Raw genomic sequence first — 17882 nt, 5'->3', positions numbered from 1 at the left:
ACCGGCCGACGCCTGCCCTGCCCGTCCCGCATCCCCGCTGCGGCGAAATTTAGGGTCGAATCGTCAAGGACTTCGCTGTATGCCTCGCCCCATCATTGCCGCCCGTCCGGCCGTCGCGGCCAGTCGCCCTGCCCGCCGGACCAAGATTGCCCTGATCCGAGGAACGCCGAAGGAACCCGTTATGCCCGCCTATCGCTCCCGCACCTCCACCCATGGCCGCAACATGGCCGGCGCCCGCGGCCTGTGGCGCGCCACCGGCATGACCAACGAGGATTTCGGCAAGCCGATCATCGCCGTCGTCAACTCCTTCACCCAGTTCGTGCCGGGCCACGTCCACCTCAAGGATCTCGGCCAGCTGGTCGCGCGCGAGATCGAGAAGGCCGGCGGCGTCGCCAAGGAGTTCAACACCATCGCCGTCGACGACGGCATCGCGATGGGCCATGACGGCATGCTCTACAGCCTGCCGTCGCGCGAGCTGATCGCCGACAGCACCGAATACATGGTCAACGCGCATTGCGCCGACGCCATGGTCTGCATCTCCAATTGCGACAAGATCACCCCCGGCATGCTGATGGCCGCGATGCGGCTCAACATCCCCGCGGTGTTCGTCTCCGGTGGCCCGATGGAGGCCGGCAAGGTCAACATCCAGGGCAAGCTGCGCAAGGTCGACCTGATCGATGCGATGATCGTAGCCGCCGACGACAAGGTCTCGGACGCCGATGTCGAGGTGATGGAGCGCTCGGCCTGCCCGACCTGCGGCTCCTGCTCCGGCATGTTCACCGCCAACTCGATGAACTGTTTGACCGAGGCGCTCGGCCTGTCGCTGCCCGGCAACGGCTCGGTGCTGGCGACCCATGCCGACCGCCGCGGCCTGTTCGTCGAGGCCGGCCACCTGATCGTCGACCTCGCCCGCCGCTACTACGAGCAGGATGATGCGAGCGTGCTGCCGCGCTCGATCGCCAACTTCAAGGCGTTCGAGAATGCGATGAGCATGGACATCGCGATGGGCGGCTCGACCAACACCGTGCTGCATCTGCTCGCCGCCGCGCATGAGGGCGAGATCCCGTTCACGATGACCGACATCGACCGCCTGTCCCGCAAGGTGCCCTGCCTGTGCAAGGTCGCGCCCGCCGTGGCCGACGTGCACATGGAGGACGTGCATCGCGCCGGCGGCGTGATGGGCATCCTCGGCGAGCTCGCCCGCGCCGGCCTCTTGCACACGGAATTGCCGAGCGTGCATTCGGCCTCGCTCGCGGCCGCGCTGGAGCGCTGGGACATCCGCCAGACGTCCAGCGAGAGCGTGAAGAACTTCTACATGGCCGCGCCCGGCGGCGTGCCGACCCAGGTCGCCTTCAGCCAGGACCGCCGCTATCAGGAGCTCGATCTCGACCGTGAAAAAGGCTGCATCCGCGATCTGGACCATGCCTACTCCAAGGACGGCGGCCTCGCCGTGCTGACCGGCAACATCGCGCGCGACGGCTGCATCGTGAAGACCGCGGGCGTCGATGCCTCGATCCTGAAATTCTCCGGCCCGGCGCGGGTGATGGAGAGCCAGGACGCGGCGGTCGAGGCGATCCTGACCAACAAGATCAAGGAAGGCGACATCGTCGTCATCATCTATGAAGGCCCGCGCGGCGGCCCCGGCATGCAGGAGATGCTGTATCCGACCAGCTATCTGAAGTCGAAGGGCCTCGGCAAGGCCTGCGCGCTGATCACCGACGGCCGCTTCTCCGGCGGCACCTCGGGCCTCTCGATCGGCCACGTCTCGCCGGAAGCCGCCGATGGCGGCCTGATCGGCCTCGTGCAGGACGGCGACCGCATCGAGATCGACATTCCGAACCGCACGATTCATCTCGCGGTGTCGGATGAAGAGCTCGCGCAGCGCCGCGCGGCGATGGAGGCGAAGGGGGACAAGGCCTGGAAGCCGAAGACCCGCGCCCGCAAGGTCTCGACCGCGCTGAAGGCCTACGCCGCCTTCGCGAGCAGCGCCGCCAAGGGTGCGGTGCGCATCGTGAAGGACTGAGTCTGACAGAGAGCGGCGGCGCCAACCTGATCGGCTTGGCGCTGCCGCCCTCAACGGGTAGCGAATGTGTATCTACGAGTCGCTGCCGACGGGCCATAACTCAGACCGTCGCCTGGTCCGCCATTCCTGGATTGCTTCGCTCCGCTCGCAATGACGGGTGTGGCGAGCACCGTCCCCTCCACGCACTCCGTCATCGCGAGCGCAGCGACGCGATCCAGGGGCCACGGACGACACTTCGGGTGACTTCGCAACTCTCGCTTATTTCGCTCTTGCCCCCTCGCGCGAGCAGGTTCACCCTTCCTGTCCAAAGGCGCGTCGACCATTACGCACGCGCCCTGATCTCCGGGGAAGGACCGCCATGTTGAACCGCCGCAGCCTGCTGCTCGCCTCGCTCGCCGCCGGAGTGACGATGACCACGACAGCCACGCGCGCCAAGCCCGCGCAGCCCTCGACGCCGGTCGACTTCGACGTACCGCCCGGGGCCTGCGACTGCCACACCCATATCCACGGCGATCCTGACAAATTCCCGTTCGCGGCCAGCCGGGTCTACACGCCGGAGCCGGCCCTGCCTGAAGAGATGGCCGCCCTTCACAAGGCGCTGCACATCCAGCGCGTGGTGATCGTGACGCCGAGCGTCTACGGCACCGACAATTCGTCGACGCTCTACGGCATGAAGGCCAGGGGCAACGACGCCCGCGGCGTCGCCGTGATCGACGAAAAGACCACCGAGGCGCAGCTCGATCAGATGAACGCCGAGGGCTTCCGCGGCATCCGCCTCAACCTCGCGACCGGCGGCATCAACGATCCCACTATCGGCCGCGCCCGCTTCCAGGCCGCCGTCGAGCGCATGACCGCGCGCGGCTGGCACGTCCAGCTCTACACCAACACGCCGATGATCGCGGCCATCAAGGACCTCGTGCTGCAATCACCGGTGCCGGCCGTGTTCGACCATTTCGGCGGCGCGCAGGCCGAACTCGGCCTCGAGCAGCCCGGCTTCTCCGACCTCGTTGAGCTCGTCCGCAGCGGAAAGGCCTATGTGAAGATCTCCGGCGCCTATCGCGCCTCGACCAAGGGCCCCGACTACACCGACGTGATCCCGTTCGCGAAAGCCCTCATCGCCGCCAACCCCGACCGCATCGTCTGGGGCACCGACTGGCCGCACCCGGATTCGTCGCCGCATCCGGAGCTGAAGGTGACCGACGTCAGGCCGTTCTATCCGATCGACGACGGCCGCCTGATGAACCAGCTCCCGGTGTGGGCACCGGATGCGGCGATCAGGAAGAAGATATTGGTCGACAATCCGGCAAGGCTCTACGGATTTTGAGCCGTGCACTGACCTTGCGCCCGTCATTGCGAGCGCAAGCGGTGGACTACAAACTCCGCCGTCATCGTCCGCGAAGGCGGACGATCCAGTACGCCGGGACGATCTTGATCAACCCGAGACGTCGCGGCGTACTCGATGCCCGCCTGCGCGGGCATGACACCGCGTTCTTGCCGCGTATGCTTTGCCGTAGCCGCATGAGCGCAGCGACATGCGGGGTCTCACGCGCTGTGCTTTGAGAACCCGGGGTTGCTTCGCTCGCCCGGGCTACACACCTTTCGTCATTCCGGGGCGCGCGTAGCGCGAGCCCGGAATCCATAACCACAACTGTCTCGATCGAAGCGCGATGAATGTGGCCAAAGCTCGCACAACGATGACCATTCGTGGTTATGGATTCCGGGCTCAGCCGCTCACGCGGCCGCCCCGGAATGACGACCGTTTGCGTGACAACGAGCTTGGCTCGCAAAAGCGTATGACGCTGCGCTAATCCGCCGGACGTGTCACATCAGCCACCGCGCGATTCTCGCTGCGCACCACCGTGAACATCTCCCACACCGCGATGAACATCGCCGCAATCACCGGCCCGATGATGAAACCGTTCAACCCGAACACCTCGATGCCGCCGAGCGTCGACAGCAGCACGACGTAGTCCGGCATCTTGGTATCCTGCCCGACCAGAATCGGGCGCAGCAGATTGTCGACGAGGCCGATCACCAGCGCGCCATAGGCGATCAGGATCACGCCGTGCCAGATTGAGCCGGTCGCCAAGAGATACAGCGCGACCGGAAACCACACGATGCCCGCGCCCACCGCCGGCAGCAGCGACATGAACGCCATCACCACCGCCCACAAGAGCGGCGCGGTGATGCCGAGGAACCAGAAGATCAGGCCGCCGAGCGCGCCCTGCGCCAGAGCGACCACCAGATTGCCCTTCACCGTCGCGCGGATAACGATGATGAATTTCGAAAGCAGCGCGTCGCGCTGCTCGTCGCGCAGCGGGATGGCCTCCGCGATCCGTCGCGACAGCGTCTCCTCGTCGCGCAGCAGGAAGAACAGCAGATAGAGCATCAGGAACAGGCTGACGAAGAACTCGAACGTGCCCTGCCCGATGTTGAGTGCCTGACCCGCGATCACCTGGCTGCCTCGCAACAGCAGCGCCGACAGCCGGTCCTTCAGTCCCGCCAGGCTGCCGAGCCCGAACCGGTTCAGCAGATCGACGATCCAGCTGGGCAGCGCGTCCAGCATCTTCTGGAAATACTGCGTGACGTCCAATTGGCCGCCCTGCACCTGCCCGTAGACGCCGGCCGCCTGCTGCGCCAGCGCCGCCGCGATCAGCGAGAATGGAATGATGATGATCAGAACGACCAGCAGCACGACGATGGCTGCCGCGAGCCCGTCACGACCGTGCATCGACTGTGACAGCCGGCGATGGAGCGGCGCGAACACGATGGCGCCCACCACGCCCCACAGCAGCGCGCCGTAGAACGGCAGCAGGATCCAGCCGAGCGCGAGCGTGATCACAGCCAGCAGAAACAGGAGAACTCGGTCTTCGAAACTGCGCATGTCAATCTTTCGTCTGGCCGCGACTTCCGTTCACGCGCCCAGGTTTCAGGGAGGCTCGTGAGCCGGACATCGCCGCATTCTTAACGTCAACGCACGAACGCGCCAATCGGGCTCCAATCTCGTCGCGGATCAAGCGACGCGGCCGGCGACATCCAAGATCGTTTGCTGCTCATATCACCCTGAGCATGGGGACACACAGCGTCCCCCATCGTCATTCCGGGGCGCGCGCAGCGCGAGCCCGGAATCCATAACCACGACCGCCCGAGGTGGAGCGAACTGCGCGTGACAGCCACTTCGCCCCGCACTGCAGTTCGTGAGTATGGATTCCGGGCTCAGCCGCTGCGCGGCTGCCCCGGAATGACGGCGGAGATCGTGGTGACCCCTGCTGCGCCAAAACGCGGATTTCAGCCACGCAATCAACCACAAAGCCCGTTTCAAGAGCCTCCGCGAAAAATAAATCACTTCCGAAAATCAGCAAATCATGTGTATAACATCCGCGTTCCGGTCCGGATGAGGGGCGTACGCGTCGTCACGACACGTTGGGCCGGCAATGCGGTGGACGTCGGGGCATCGGCGCGCGTGATGTGCGGACGAGCGATGCACTGGCGTACGTGAAGTCGCGTGGTCCTGGCCTCCCGGTGCTGAGGCCAAGGTATGCGGAGGTCTGACGAGCTCCGCGGCCGACGGGGTCAACCAGCCGGTCCCCGAGGAGAGCGCGTATAAGCGTGAAGCCCACCGCGCAGGGAATGCCGGGATGTCTCGGCTGACCTGTGGTGACTGCCGCCTGCTTTTTTGTCTGCAGGCGGGCCATGGGTGCGGCCAGCGCCCGGCATTCCCTGCGCCCTCATCATTTCGGGGGCCTGCCTGATGCATGATCCGGACGCTCCCTGCGTCGCGGCGATGCTGGAGCTTGTCCCGAGACGGAACCTCGCCTGCGGCCCCCGTTGCCAACCGCGCGCCGAGTGGCAATAGTCCGCGCTTTCCGAGCCGGCCGCGCCGGCCCGTCGACCTGGAGGCATAATGATGACGACGAGACCGGCCGCAAAATCATCCGACAAGGATGTCTGGCGCGTCGGCGTGCTGTTCTCGCGCAGCGGCCTGATGCAGGTCACGGAGTCCGAGCACTTCTTCGGCACCGCGCTCGCGATCCAGGAGATCAACACCGAAGGCGGCGTGCTCGGCCGCGAGATCGAGGTCATCGCCTATGATCCGGGGTCGCAGCCCGAAACCTTCCGCAAGCTCGCCGACCGCCTGCTGACCGAGGACGGCGCCTCCGTCATCTTCGGCTGCTCGACATCGGCGGAACGCAAGGCGGTGCTGCCGGCGATCGAGCGCCGCAACGGGCTGCTGTGGTATCCCTCGCTCTACGAAGGTTTCGAATACTCACCGAACGTCATCTATACGGGGCCCGCGCCGAACCAGAACGCATTTCAGCTCGCCGAATACATCGTGCGCAAGCACGGCCCGCGCGTCTATCTGATCGGCTCCGACTACATCTATCCGCGCGAATCCAACCGCATCATGCGCGACCTCGTCGAGTCCTATGCCGGCCGCGTCGTCGGCGAGCAGTATGTGACGATGGAAGCCACCGACGCCGAGCTGACGCGCGGCCTCGACGCGATCAGGGACGCCGCGCCCGACGTCGTATTCTCGACCATCGTCGGCCGCACCGCGCAGCGCTTCTATCGCATGTATGCGCAGGCCGGCTTCGATCCGAAGCGGTTGCCGATCGCGAGCCTCACCATGGCCGAGGGCGAGGTACGCGCCATCGGCGCCGAATATTGCGCGGGACATCTCACCGCGGCGAGCTATTTCGGCACGCTCGCGCGCGACAGCAACGACCGCTTCAAGACGGCGTTCGCGGCCACCTTCGGGGCCGACACGCCGGTCAGCATGTGGAGCGCCTCGGCCTATGCGCAGATCAAGCTGTTCGCGCGCGCGCTCGAACAGGCCGGCAGCCTCGACACGCAGAAGCTGGTGGAGGCCGCGCTCGGCCTCAGCCTCGAGGCGCCAGAGGGACCGATCCGGATCGATCCCGACAACAACCACGTCTGGACCACGCCGCGCATCGGCCGCGTCCGCGCCGACGGCCAGTTCGACATCGTGTGGGAGAGCAAGAGCCCGATCAAGCCTGATCCGTATCTGTCGGTGTCGCCGATCGGCGGCCGCTGGCTGAGCGAAGAGGCGCTGTCAGCATGAGGCCGGATGACCGCATGAAGCCCGGCGTGCGCCGCCTGATCGAGGAGTTGCGCGGCGCCCGCGTGCTGGTGATCCATCCGCGCGACGCCGAGGGCGACGCGCTGATCGACCAGCTCAAGCGCATCGGCTGCAACGTCCGCGGCGTGTGGCCGCCGCCGGCCGCGATCCCGCACGACATCGACACGGTGTTCCAGCTGATCGAGACCTCCGAGGAGATGATCTTCCCCGAGGGCACGACCGAGCATCCGCTCACCTTCATCGCCATCGTCGACTACGAGAATCCGACGATCCTGAAGCGCCTGCTCGACAGCAATGCGCATGGCGTCGTCAACAAGCCGATCCGCTCGTTCGGTATTCTCTCTTCGCTCGTGCTGGCGCGCTCGCTGCGCGGCTACACGCGCCGGCTCGAAGGCAAGGTGCAGAAGCTCGAGGAGACGTTGAAGGCGCGGCGCGACGTCGACAAGGCGGTGAAGATCCTGATGGGATTGAAGCAGGTCGGCGAGGTCGAGGCCTATGAGCTGATCCGCGCCCAGGCGACGCAGAAGCGCGTCGCGATGGCCGACATCGCGATCTCGATCATCAATGCACAGGAGACCTTGGGCGGATTGGGGGTGCTGGATGCGCCGGTGTCACGCTGAGGGCCAATTGTCGCGCCCACGCGTTGGGCAGCGGCGGCCTCAAATTTTTGCAAGCGACGGCGTTGACTTCGCTTCGCGCATTTGAGTTACTTGCCGCCGGCGCGGACATCGGATGTCCGCCAATGGCCGGTTGGCCATTTCACATCAGGCTATGCAGCCCTCGTATTGCGCCGCAAGGCGCAGTCGGGGGCTTTTTGTTTGGCGCGCGCGATCCTCGCGAACGCAACGGAGACTCGTGCCTTGACGACGGATGACGACAGCAAACTGCGGATCGCCTGCATCCAGATGCAGCCGATGGTCGGCGAGTTGGCCACCAACCTCGCCCACAGCCTCGATCTGATTCAACAGGCGGTGGCGCAAGGCGCCAAGCTCGTGGTGCTCCCCGAGCTCGCCTCCTCCGGCTATGTGTTCAAATCCCGCGAGGAGGCCTTCGCTGCCTCCGAGACCATTCCCGGCGGCCCCGCCGTGACCGCATGGAGCGAGATCGCGGCGAAGCACGGCCTGCATCTGGTCGCCGGCATTTGCGAGCGCGAGGGGACCAAGCTCTACAACAGCGCAGTGCTGATCGGGCCGAAGGGCTATATCGGCACGTTCCGCAAGGTGCATCTGTGGAACGAGGAGAACCTGTACTTCGAACCCGGCAATCTCGGCTTCCCCGTCTACCACACCGAGATCGGCCGCATCGGCATGGCGATCTGCTACGATGGCTGGTTCCCCGAGAGCTACCGCCTCAACGCGCTGCAGGGCGCCGACATCGTCTGCGTGCCGACCAACTGGGTGCCGATCCCCGGCCAGGCGCCGGGACGCGAGGCCATGGCCAACATCCTGGCGATGGCGGCCGCTCATTCCAACTCCATCTTCATCGCCTGCGCCGATCGCGTCGGCGTCGAGCGCGGCCAGCCGTTCGAGGGGCAGAGCCTGATCGTCAGCTACACCGGCTGGCCGGTTGCCGGCCCCGCGAGCCGCGACAAGGAGGAGATCGTGATCGCCGACGTGGCGCTCGGCGAAGCCCGCCGCGCCCGCAACTGGAACGCCTTCAACCAGGTCCTGCGCGACCGCCGCTCCGACGTCTACGACGAGATGCTCGGCAGCGAGGTCAAGCGCGGCTGGTACTGACAACTTAGCCTTTCTGTTTCGACCATTCACGGAGGACCATCGATGACATCGCGTTTGCTCACCACCTCAATCGCGCTCGCCCTTGCGGCGACCGCACTCTCGTCTGCCTTTGCCGCCGATCCGATCAAGATCGGCGTTCCCGTCGGCCTGTCCGGCGCCAACTCCGTGGTCGCGCCGTCGGTGGTGCAGTCCGCCGAGCTGGCGGTCGAGGAGATCAACGCCAAGGGCGGCGTGCTCGGCCGCAAGCTGGAGCTGGAGGTCGCCGACGACGCCTCCGGCGCGGCCGGCGCGCAGAAGGCGTTCGACGCCTTGATCTTCCAGAAGAAGGTCAACGTGCTGATCTCGATGGAAACCAGCGCCGCCCGCAACGCCGGCCTGCCGATCGTCGCCCGCGGCAAGACGCCCTACATCTACACCTCGTTCTACGAGGGCAAGTCCTGCAGCCCCTATCTCTACGTCAACGCCTGGGTGCCGGACCAGCAGGTGCCGCCGATCGTCGACTACTTCAACAAGGAGAAGAAGGCGAAGAACTACTTCCTGATCGGCTCCGACTACGCCTTCGGCCGCGGCATGCTGGCGTTCACGAAGATGTATATCGAGAAGACGGGCGGAAAGGTCGTCGGCGAGGAATATCTGCCGATGGACGGCTCGGACTGGACCTCGATCATCTCCAAGCTCAAGGCCTCCGGCGCCGATGCGCTGATCACCTCGACGGCGGGCGGCGCGCCGAACGTCACCTTGACCAAGCAGCTGCGCGCCGCCGGCGTGAACCTGCCCTACGGCAACCTCGCCGTCGACGAGGGCACCGCCAAGGGCATGGGCGCTGACGCTGCCGGCATCTATTTGTCCGCCTCCTACGTGACCGGCATCGACACGCCGGCCAACAAGACCTTCCTGGCCTCGATGGCCAAGAAGTTCGGAGCCGAGCTGAAGACCCCGAACGATCTCTCGGTCCCGCAATATGAGGCCGTCTACGCCTACAAGGCCGCGGTCGAGAAGGCCGGCAGCACCGACCAGGACAAGGTGCTGAAGGCACTCGCCGAGGTCTCGGTCGATGGTCCGCGCGGCACGATCAAGATGGACAAGCAGCGCCACGCGCCGTTGACCATGTATCTCGGCCAGGTCCAGCCCGACGGCAGCGTCAAGGTGATCCAGAGCTTCAAGGACGTCGATCCGGGCGCGCAGTGCCCGGGCAAATCGTGAAACAGCACGCCTGATCGCGTATGATCCCGCGGGGCGGACGACAGCCCGCCCCGCTTCTCTCAAGTGGAAGTCACCATGCTGACCGTCGCCCTCGATGCCGTCACGACGGCCGCCATGCTCTTCATCATCGCCGCCGGTCTCCTGATCGTATTCGGGGTGATGAAGATCATCAACTTCGCCCACGCCGCCTTCCTCACCGTCGGCGCCTACTCGGCCCTCGTCGGCGCGCAACTGGGCCTGCCTTGGTTCCTGGTCCTGCCGCTGGCCTTCATCGCCGGCGCGATCTGTGGCGGCATCACCGAAATCGTGATCGTTCGTCGCCTCTACAAGCGCCCGCTCGATGCGATCCTTGCGACATGGGGTCTAGGCATCGTCCTGGGTCAGCTCATCACCCTCATGTTCGGCCGCGAGGTCCAGTTCGTCCAGGCGCCGATTTCCGGCACCGTGCATCTGTTCAGCGCCGACTACTCCGCCTATCGGCTGGTGATGATCGTCGCGGCCATCGTCGTCGGTTTGCTCTTTACTGCCCTGCTCAACGGCACGCGGCTTGGCTTGTCGACCAAGGCCGTGATCATGAACGAGATGCTGGCGCAGGGACTCGGCGTCGATTCCTCGCGCGTCCGGCTGATCACCTTCGCGCTCGGCAGCGGGCTCGCCGCGCTATCCGGCGCGCTGATCACGCCGCTATCGAGCGTCGACCCGAACATGGGCGTGCCCTGGCTGATCGGCGCCTTCATGCTCGTCATGGTGTCCGGCGGCTCGCTGCTGGCGCTCGCCGGCTCCTGCGCCGTACTCGGGACGTTGCAGGTGCTGGTCTCGACCTTCGTCAATCCGATCCTCGGCGGCCTGACGATTGCGATCTGCGCCGCGATCGTGCTGCGGATCCGGCCGGAGGGTTTTGCCCGTGCGTGATGCGCGCCCCCTCGCCTCTCCCGCGACCTCCCCAACGAGCCGCGCGATGCCGCGCCTGATCGTCCCCGCATTGCTGGTGGCGCTCGCCGCCGGGGTGATCCTCGTCGCGCCGCTGCTGCTCGACACCTACCTCGTGAACATCCTGGTGCGCGCCTGCTTCGTGGCGATCGCGGCGATCACCGTCGACATCATGTGGGGCTATTGCGGCACGCTGACCTTCGGCCAGTCCGCCTTCTTCGGCATCGGCGCCTACGCGCTCGCGATCATGTTCACCGAATACGGCTTCGGCACCTGGCAGATCTTCGCGGCGATCGGCGCCGCGGTCGCCGTTGCTGCGGCCGTCGCCGCCCTCACCGGCTGGCTGTCGTTCTATCCCGGCTCGACCCCACTCTACGCCTCCGTGATCTCGCTGGTGGTGCCGATCGTGCTGGTGCAGATTCTCTACTCCGGCGGCACGTTCACGGGCTCGTCGAGCGGCCTCGTCGGCTTCGAGAGTTTCGACCTGGAGATCGAGACCTGGCTGCGCCTCGCCGGCCTCGGACTGCTCGCAACCGCTGTGCTCGCGCTGGTGGTGATGCGCAGCGATACCGGCCGGTTGCTGTCGGCGCTGCGCGACAATGACTCGCGCTGCACCTATCTTGGTATCGACACGTCGCGCCTGCGCATCGTGGTGCTGGTACTGTCCGCGATGGTCTCCGCGCTGGCCGGTTTCTTCTATGCCGGCTTCGGCGCGGTCGCCGCGCCGGAGAACGCCAGCTTCACCTTCGGCACCAACTTGGTGATCATGGTCGCCCTCGGCGGCCGCGGCACCGTGATCGGCCCTGTGATCGGCGCCCTCTGCATCGAGGTCGCCAGCGCCTATCTCGCCAACAGCCTGCCTTACGTCTGGGAGCTGATCGTTGGCCTCGCGCTGATCGTGGTGATCCTCGTCTTCCCTGATGGTCTGCTCGGCGCTGTCATGCGCCTCATCAACCGCGGACGTTCGGCAGGTGCCACGACGCTTCTGCAGCCCGCTGCGGCCGCCACCGCCGTCAGCAATCCTGATGCCGTCGCCATCGAAGTGCGCGCGCTCGGCAAGCACTACGGCAGTCTTGCCGTGCTGGACGGCGTGCAGTTCACGGCCTATCGCGGCGAGCTGCTGAGCCTGGTCGGTCCCAACGGCGCCGGAAAGACCACGTTGATCCGCTGCCTGTCGGATGGGCGCGAGCGCTCGACCGGGGACGTCGCCATCGCGGGGCACGACATTGCCAAGCTGCCGCCGGATCGCGTCGTGCGGTTCGGCCTGGGGCGCAAGTTCCAGACCGCGTCGGTGTTCGAAACGCTGACCGTCGCCGAATGCCTGCGCGTGGCGCGGACGCATGCCGATCCGCCTGCTCTCACGTCGCGCTCCGCCACGCTGGCGCTGCCGCCCGCGGCGATGTCGGTGGTCGAACGCTCCGGGCTCGCTGAACGGCTCGACGAAGAGGCCCGCAATCTCAGCCACGGGCTGAAGCAGGCGCTCGAGCTCGCGATGGTGCTGTCGCTCGAGCCCGACGTGCTGCTGCTCGACGAACCCACTGCCGGCCTCACCCGCGCCGAGCGCCAGGGGTTCGCCGATATCCTCACCTCCCTTGCCCGCCGCGACCGGCTCTGCATTCTCCTCGTCGAGCACGATCTCGATTTCGTCCGCGAGATCTCCTCGCGCATCATCGTCCTGCACCAGGGCCGCCTCGCGCTCGACGGCTCGGTCGACGAGGTGGTCAACAGCGAGCTGGTTCGCGAGATCTACACCGGTCAGCACGTGGCGCATGCGGAGGTGCCGGCGTGAGCACGACGCTCGAAGTCAAAGAACTCGCAAGCGGCTATGGCTCCTCGGAGGTGATCAGCAATGTCGGCTTTGCGCTGGCGAAGGCCGAGACGCTCGCGATCGTCGGCAAGAACGGCATGGGCAAGACCTCGCTGCTCAAGGCCATTCTCGGCTTCCTGCCGGCGTGGCGCGGCAGCGTGAGGCTCGCGGGCAAGGACGTGACGCGGGTGGCGCCGCATCTCAAGCGCAAGATGGGGCTGGTCTATGTGCCGCAGGAGCATGCGCTGTTCCAGGACCTCTCCGTGCGCGACAATCTCCGGCTCGGGCTGTTGTCGGACAAGGACATCGACGCGCTGTTCGAGCAGGTCGGCGGCTGGTTTCCCGTGCTGACGAAACGGCTCGGCCAGCGCGCCGGAACATTGTCGGGCGGCGAGCAGAAGATGCTGATCGTGGCCCGCGCGCTGATGGCCAAGCCCGACGTGCTGCTGCTCGACGAAGTCACCGAAGGCCTGCAGCCCTCGGTCGTCGATCGCCTCTCCGAGGTACTGGTCCGCGTCCGCCGCGAGATTGGCACCTCGATGATCGTGGTCGAGCAGCATCTGCCTTTTGCCCTGTCGATCAGCGACCGCTACCTCGTGTTCAAGCGCGGCGAGATCGTCGATGCCGCGGTGGTCGATAGCGGAGCCGCCGCACGGATCGACGAGCATATGCGCATCTAGCGGACCCTCCGGCGGGAGAACAGCGAGATCAGCACCGGCAATGTGATCAGGATGACGACGGGCGCCAGCATCATGCCGGTGACCACGACGATCGCGAGCGGCTTCTGCACCTGGGAGCCGATGCCGCTCGACAGCGCCGCCGGCAGCAGGCCGATGCCGGCGACGACGCAAGTCATCAGCACCGGCCGCAGCTGCAATTCGCCGGTGCGGATGACGGCCTCGATGCGCTCGACGCCCTCGTCGATCAGCTGGTTGAACTGCGACAGGATGATGATGCCGTCCATCACGGCGATGCCGAACAGTGCGATGAAGCCGATCGCCGCGGACACGCTGAACGGAATGCCGGTCAGCACCAAGCCCACGACGCCGCCGAAGATCGCCATCGGAATCACGCTCATGGCGAGCAGAGTGTCGGCCATCGAGCCGAAATTGAACCACAGGAGAACACCGATCAGCGCCAGGCTGATCGGCACCACGATCGACAGCCGCTTGATGGCGTCCTGCAGATTGCCGAACTCGCCGACCCACTCCACGCGCGAGCCGGCCGGCAGCTGCACCTGCTCGGCCACCTTCTGCTGCGCCTCCTGGATGGCGCTGCCGAGATCGCGCTCGCGCACCGAGAACTTGATCGGGAGATAGCGCTCCTGCTGCTCGCGATAAATATAGGCCGCGCCCGACACCAGCTTGATGGTCGCGACCTCGCTCAGCGGAATCTGCGTGATGCCGTTAGGCCCCTGCGCGCCGATCCGCAAATTCTCGATAGCCTCCGCGCTCTTGCGATATTCCGGCGCGAGGCGGACGATGATCGGGAAATGCCGGTCGGAGCCCGGCTCGTAGAGATCGCCCGCGGTATCGCCGCCGATCGCGACCTTGATGGTGGCGTTGATGTCGCCGGGCGCGAGTCCGTAGCGGGCTGCCTTGGCGCGGTCGATGTCGATCTGCACCGTCGGCTGGCCGAGCGAGGTGAACACCGCAAGATCGGTGACGCCCTGCACCGTCGACAGCACCTGCTTGATCTTGTTGGCGGTGTCGGTCAGCGCCTGCAGATCGTTGCCGTACAGCTTGATCGAGTTCTCGCCCTTCACGCCGGACACGGCCTCTGAGACGTTGTCCTGCAGATATTGCGAGAAGTTGAACTCGACGCCGGGAAAGCGGTCGTCGAGCTGCTTCAAGAGCTCGGCCGTGAGCTGGTCCTTGTCCTTGGTGCCGGGCCAGTCCTTCACGGGCTTCAGCGGCGCGAAGAACTCGGCGTTGAAGAATCCGGCGGCATCGGTGCCGTCGTCGGGACGGCCGTGCTGCGAGACCACCGCCTCGACCTCTGGACGTGCGCGGATCATCTTGCGCATCTCGTTGACGTAGGCGTTGCCTTCCTGCAGCGAGATCGTCGGCGGCAGGGTGGCGCGGATCCAGAGGTTGCCCTCTTCCAGCTTGGGCAGGAATTCCAGGCCGAGCAGCCGTCCGACCACCACCGTCAACAGCACGAGGCCGATCGCGCCGGTCATCACCAGATTGCGGTTACCCACCGCCCAGCGTAGCACCGGGGCATAGATCGCGTGCAGCATCCGCATCAGCCGCGTCTCGGTCTCTTCGACATGCGCCGGCAGGATAATGGCGCTCAGCGCGGGCGTCACCGTGAAGGTCGCGAGCAGACCGCCGGCGAGCGCATAAGCATAGGTGCGCGCCATCGGCCCGAAGATGTTGCCCTCGACTCCGCTCAGGGTGAACAGCGGCAGGAAGGCGGCGATGATGATCGCCGCGGCAAAGAAGATCGAGCGCGACACGTCGGCGGCCGCCGACAGGATCGCGTGGCTCTTCATGCCCATCATTGTCTCGGGCGAGATGTGGCTCGACTCCGCTTCCGACAAGGGCGTGGTCTGCGTGAGGCGCCGGAAGATCGCCTCGACCATGATCACGGTAGCGTCGACGATGAGGCCGAAATCAATCGCGCCGACCGACAGCAGGTTGGCGGACTCGCCGCGCAGCACCAGGATGATGACGGCGAAGAACAGCGCGAACGGAATCGTGGCGCCGACGATCAGCGCGCTTCTGAGATTGCCGAGGAACACCCATTGCAGCAGCACGATGAGGCCGATGCCGACCACCATGTTATGCAGCACGGTGTGGGTCGTGGTGTCGATCAGGTCCTTGCGGTCATAGATGCGCTCGATCCGCACGCCCGGCGGCAGGATCGTCGAATTGTTGATCTGGTCGACCAATTGCTCGACGCGCGCGATGGTCGGCGAGCTCTGCTCGCCGCGCCGCATCAGCACGATGCCCTGGACGATGTCGTCATTGTTATTGAGGCCGGCAATGCCGAGGCGCGGCTTCTCCGCCACGGTGACGTTGGCGACGTCCTTCACCAGCACCGGATTGCCGCCGCTCTGCGACACCATCGTGTTGGCGAGGTCGTCCATCGAGCGGATCAGGCCGACGCCACGCACCACCGCCGACTGCGTGCCGATCTCGACCGTGTTGCCGCCGACATTGATGTTGGAGTTGCCGACCGCCTGCAGCAGCTGCGGCAGGGTCAGGCCGTTGGCGACCAGCTTGTTGAAGTCGACCTGGATCTCATAGGTCTTGGTCTTGCCGCCCCAGCCGGTGACATCGATCACGCCGGGCACGGCGCGGAAGCGCCGCTGCAGCACCCAGTCCTGCAGGGTCTTGAGGTCGAGCACGCTGTAGCCGGGCGGACCGCGCAGCCGGTAGCGATAGATCTCGCCGACCGCGCTGAGCGGCGAGATCTGCGGGGTGACGTTGCCGGGCAAGGGCGACAACTGCGACAGCCGGTTCAGCACCTGCTGCAGCGCCTCGTCATAGGTGTAGTCGAACGAGAACTGCAGCTTGACGTCGGACAGGCCGTACAGCGAGATTGTCCGGATGGTCCGCAGGTTCTTGATGCCGGCGACCTGGGTCTCGATCGGGATCGTGATGTAGCGCTCGATCTCCTCGGCTGAGAGCCCCGGGCTCTGGGTCACGATGTCGACCATCGGCGGGGTCGGGTCGGGATAGGCCTCGATGTTGAGCTGGCGGAAGGCGATCAGGCCACCGATCAGCACCGCGACGAACATTCCAACCATCAGGAAGCGCCGCTGCACGGCGATGGAAACGAGGCGGCCCATCAGGTCGGAACTTTCAGTACGTCAGGCAGGAGGGCCGCATCTCAGCTGCCCGAGGCGGCGCGATCGATGAACAGGCTGCCCTTGGTCACGATCTGCTCGCCGGCGTTCAGATTGCTCTCGACGGCGACCTGGTCACCATTGATCAGGCCCGTCTTGATCTTGCGCAGCTCGATCGACTTGTCCGGACGGGCGACCCAGATGCGAACCTGGTTGCCTTCGTAGATCAGCGCCTGACGCGGCACCGCGACCGCGGGCTGCTCGCCGGGCGAATAGATCGTGACGTTGGCAAACATCTCCGGCTTGAGCAGGCCGTCCTTGTTGTCGATCGTGGCACGCACCAGAAGTCGCCGTGTCGCCGGGTCGATCGAGGCCGCCACATAGTTGATGCTGGCCTTGAGCGGCCGGCCCGGCAGCGCCAAGACGTTAACGAGGATCTCTTCGCCGATATTCACCAGCGCCGCATCGCTCTCGCGCACGAAGGCGGTCAGCCAGACGGTCGAGAGATCGCCGATCACGAACACGGGATCGCTCGCACCCGCGTTGACGTACTGGCCAGGCCCCACCTTGCGCTGGACGACGGTGCCGCCGATCGGCGCATAGATCGTGATCTCGCGGTCGATCACGCCCTTGCTCTGGAAATTGCCGATGGCGGCATCAGTGAAGCCGAGAATACGCAGCTTGTTGCGGGCGGCCTCAAGCGCGGTCTGTGACGACCGCATGTCGTTCTGGGCCTGAACGGAGGTCGCCTCCGCCTGCTGAAAATCCTTCAGCGGGATCGCCCGGCCTTCGAACAGATCCTTGGCACGCTTGTACTGGATGTCGGCGAGGTCGAGCGCGGACTTCGCCTTGTTCATCGAGGTGATGGCGGTGATGAAATCGTTCTGGGCCTGCACGGTGTCGGCGGCCTCGATCACGAACAGCGGCTGGCCCTGGCGCACGGTCTCGCCCGGGCGAGCCAGCAGTTTGGTGACACGGCCGGCATAGGGAGAGAACACCGGGGTCGAGCGGTCCTCGTCAACGGCAACCTTGCCCTCTGTGATATGCTCGGCGCGGAAGATCTTTTCACAGACCGGCTCGATCGTCAGCGTTGCCCATTCCGCAGCCGACGGGGTGAAGGTCGTGCCGTTGCGCTTGGACTGGCTGGAGAGCTCGATGTTGTCCTTGGACGGCGTGGAACCGATCTGGATGTAGCCATAGGCCCCCGCTCCGGCGACCGCCAACACGGCCAGGCCCATCACCAACCGCTTGGTGCTCATCAGCTGCGGATATGCGTTCGGTTCAGA

12 protein-coding genes are annotated in these 17882 nt (G+C 65.7%); 9 read left to right on the top strand and 3 right to left on the bottom strand.

What is annotated here, in order from left to right; all coding sequences use genetic code 11:
- Positions 1–181 precede the first annotated feature (181 nt).
- Both ilvD and ACQR1L_RS13320 read left to right on the top strand, forming a co-directional pair.
- Positions 182–2023 carry a dihydroxy-acid dehydratase gene (gene ilvD, locus ACQR1L_RS13325; protein WP_434858421.1) on the top strand — a complete coding sequence of 614 codons (1842 nt, stop codon included), beginning with the start codon at positions 182–184 and terminating at the stop codon, positions 2021–2023.
- 358 nt (positions 2024–2381) lie between these two features.
- Entirely contained in the window at positions 2382–3347 is a 966-nt protein-coding gene (locus ACQR1L_RS13320; protein WP_434858420.1) for an amidohydrolase family protein, read from the top strand.
- Between the two features lie 480 nt (positions 3348–3827).
- Here the strand turns inward: ACQR1L_RS13320 and ACQR1L_RS13315 are convergent, their stop codons facing one another.
- The gene (locus ACQR1L_RS13315) at positions 3828–4907 is read right to left on the bottom strand and encodes an AI-2E family transporter (RefSeq protein ID WP_434858419.1); all 1080 of its coding nucleotides are present in this window, start codon (positions 4905–4907) and stop codon (positions 3828–3830) included.
- A 1023-nt stretch (positions 4908–5930) separates the two neighbouring features.
- Between ACQR1L_RS13315 and ACQR1L_RS13310 the strand changes: the two genes are divergently transcribed.
- From ACQR1L_RS13310 to ACQR1L_RS13280, 7 genes are all read left to right on the top strand, one after another.
- Positions 5931–7106 carry a transporter substrate-binding domain-containing protein gene (locus ACQR1L_RS13310; RefSeq protein ID WP_434858418.1) on the top strand — a complete coding sequence of 392 codons (1176 nt, stop codon included), beginning with the start codon at positions 5931–5933 and terminating at the stop codon, positions 7104–7106.
- 14 nt (positions 7107–7120) lie between these two features.
- Positions 7121–7744: an ANTAR domain-containing response regulator gene (locus ACQR1L_RS13305; RefSeq protein ID WP_011925683.1), complete on the top strand. Its 624-nt coding sequence runs from the start codon at positions 7121–7123 to the stop codon at positions 7742–7744.
- A 240-nt stretch (positions 7745–7984) separates the two neighbouring features.
- On the top strand, positions 7985–8860 hold the full coding sequence (locus ACQR1L_RS13300) for a nitrilase family protein (RefSeq protein ID WP_434858417.1): 876 nt from the start codon (positions 7985–7987) through the stop codon (positions 8858–8860).
- Positions 8861–8902: 42 nt separating this feature from the next.
- Entirely contained in the window at positions 8903–10063 is a 1161-nt protein-coding gene (locus tag ACQR1L_RS13295; RefSeq protein WP_434858416.1) for a substrate-binding protein, read from the top strand.
- 75 nt (positions 10064–10138) lie between these two features.
- Positions 10139–10975, top strand: a complete 837-nt coding sequence (locus ACQR1L_RS13290) for a branched-chain amino acid ABC transporter permease (protein WP_434858415.1) — start codon at positions 10139–10141, stop codon at positions 10973–10975.
- Positions 10976–11021: 46 nt separating this feature from the next.
- Positions 11022–12782, top strand: coding sequence for a branched-chain amino acid ABC transporter ATP-binding protein/permease (locus ACQR1L_RS13285; RefSeq protein WP_434858414.1), 1761 nt, complete (start codon positions 11022–11024; stop codon positions 12780–12782).
- Positions 12779–13480 carry a branched-chain amino acid ABC transporter ATP-binding protein gene (locus ACQR1L_RS13280; RefSeq protein WP_434858413.1) on the top strand — a complete coding sequence of 234 codons (702 nt, stop codon included), beginning with the start codon at positions 12779–12781 and terminating at the stop codon, positions 13478–13480. Before ACQR1L_RS13285 ends, ACQR1L_RS13280 begins: the two co-directional genes overlap by 4 nt.
- Here ACQR1L_RS13280 and ACQR1L_RS13275 read toward each other — a convergent pair.
- Together ACQR1L_RS13275 and ACQR1L_RS13270 are read right to left on the bottom strand one after the other, a co-directional pair.
- The gene (locus tag ACQR1L_RS13275) at positions 13477–16599 is read right to left on the bottom strand and encodes an efflux RND transporter permease subunit (protein WP_434858412.1); all 3123 of its coding nucleotides are present in this window, start codon (positions 16597–16599) and stop codon (positions 13477–13479) included. The two genes, ACQR1L_RS13280 and ACQR1L_RS13275, sit on opposite strands and share 4 nt — an antisense overlap.
- 41 nt (positions 16600–16640) lie before the next feature.
- On the bottom strand, positions 16641–17855 hold the full coding sequence (locus tag ACQR1L_RS13270; RefSeq protein ID WP_434858774.1) for an efflux RND transporter periplasmic adaptor subunit: 1215 nt from the start codon (positions 17853–17855) through the stop codon (positions 16641–16643).
- Positions 17856–17882: the final 27 nt, after the last annotated feature.

Origin of the sequence: Bradyrhizobium sp. HKCCYLR20261 (genome assembly GCF_051168435.1) — a bacterium.
GTDB lineage: Bacteria > Pseudomonadota > Alphaproteobacteria > Rhizobiales > Xanthobacteraceae > Bradyrhizobium.
The sequence above is the reverse complement of the archived record's forward strand: the minus strand, read 5'-3'. Positions and strand labels throughout refer to the sequence as shown.

Excerpts from the sequence above, each read along its gene's own strand:
- ilvD (WP_434858421.1), top strand. The coding sequence starts at position 182 with ATGCCCGCCTATCGCTCCCGCACCTCCACCCATGGCCGCAACATGGCC.
- ACQR1L_RS13320 (WP_434858420.1), top strand. The coding sequence starts at position 2,382 with ATGTTGAACCGCCGCAGCCTGCTGCTCGCCTCGCTCGCCGCCGGAGTG.
- ACQR1L_RS13315 (WP_434858419.1), bottom strand. The coding sequence starts at position 4,907 with ATGCGCAGTTTCGAAGACCGAGTTCTCCTGTTTCTGCTGGCTGTGATC.
- ACQR1L_RS13310 (WP_434858418.1), top strand. The coding sequence starts at position 5,931 with ATGACGACGAGACCGGCCGCAAAATCATCCGACAAGGATGTCTGGCGC.
- ACQR1L_RS13305 (WP_011925683.1), top strand. The coding sequence starts at position 7,121 with ATGAAGCCCGGCGTGCGCCGCCTGATCGAGGAGTTGCGCGGCGCCCGC.
- ACQR1L_RS13295 (WP_434858416.1), top strand. The coding sequence starts at position 8,903 with ATGACATCGCGTTTGCTCACCACCTCAATCGCGCTCGCCCTTGCGGCG.
- ACQR1L_RS13290 (WP_434858415.1), top strand. The coding sequence starts at position 10,139 with ATGCTGACCGTCGCCCTCGATGCCGTCACGACGGCCGCCATGCTCTTC.
- ACQR1L_RS13285 (WP_434858414.1), top strand. The coding sequence starts at position 11,022 with ATGCCGCGCCTGATCGTCCCCGCATTGCTGGTGGCGCTCGCCGCCGGG.
- ACQR1L_RS13275 (WP_434858412.1), bottom strand. The coding sequence starts at position 16,599 with ATGGGCCGCCTCGTTTCCATCGCCGTGCAGCGGCGCTTCCTGATGGTT.
- ACQR1L_RS13270 (WP_434858774.1), bottom strand. The coding sequence starts at position 17,855 with ATGAGCACCAAGCGGTTGGTGATGGGCCTGGCCGTGTTGGCGGTCGCC.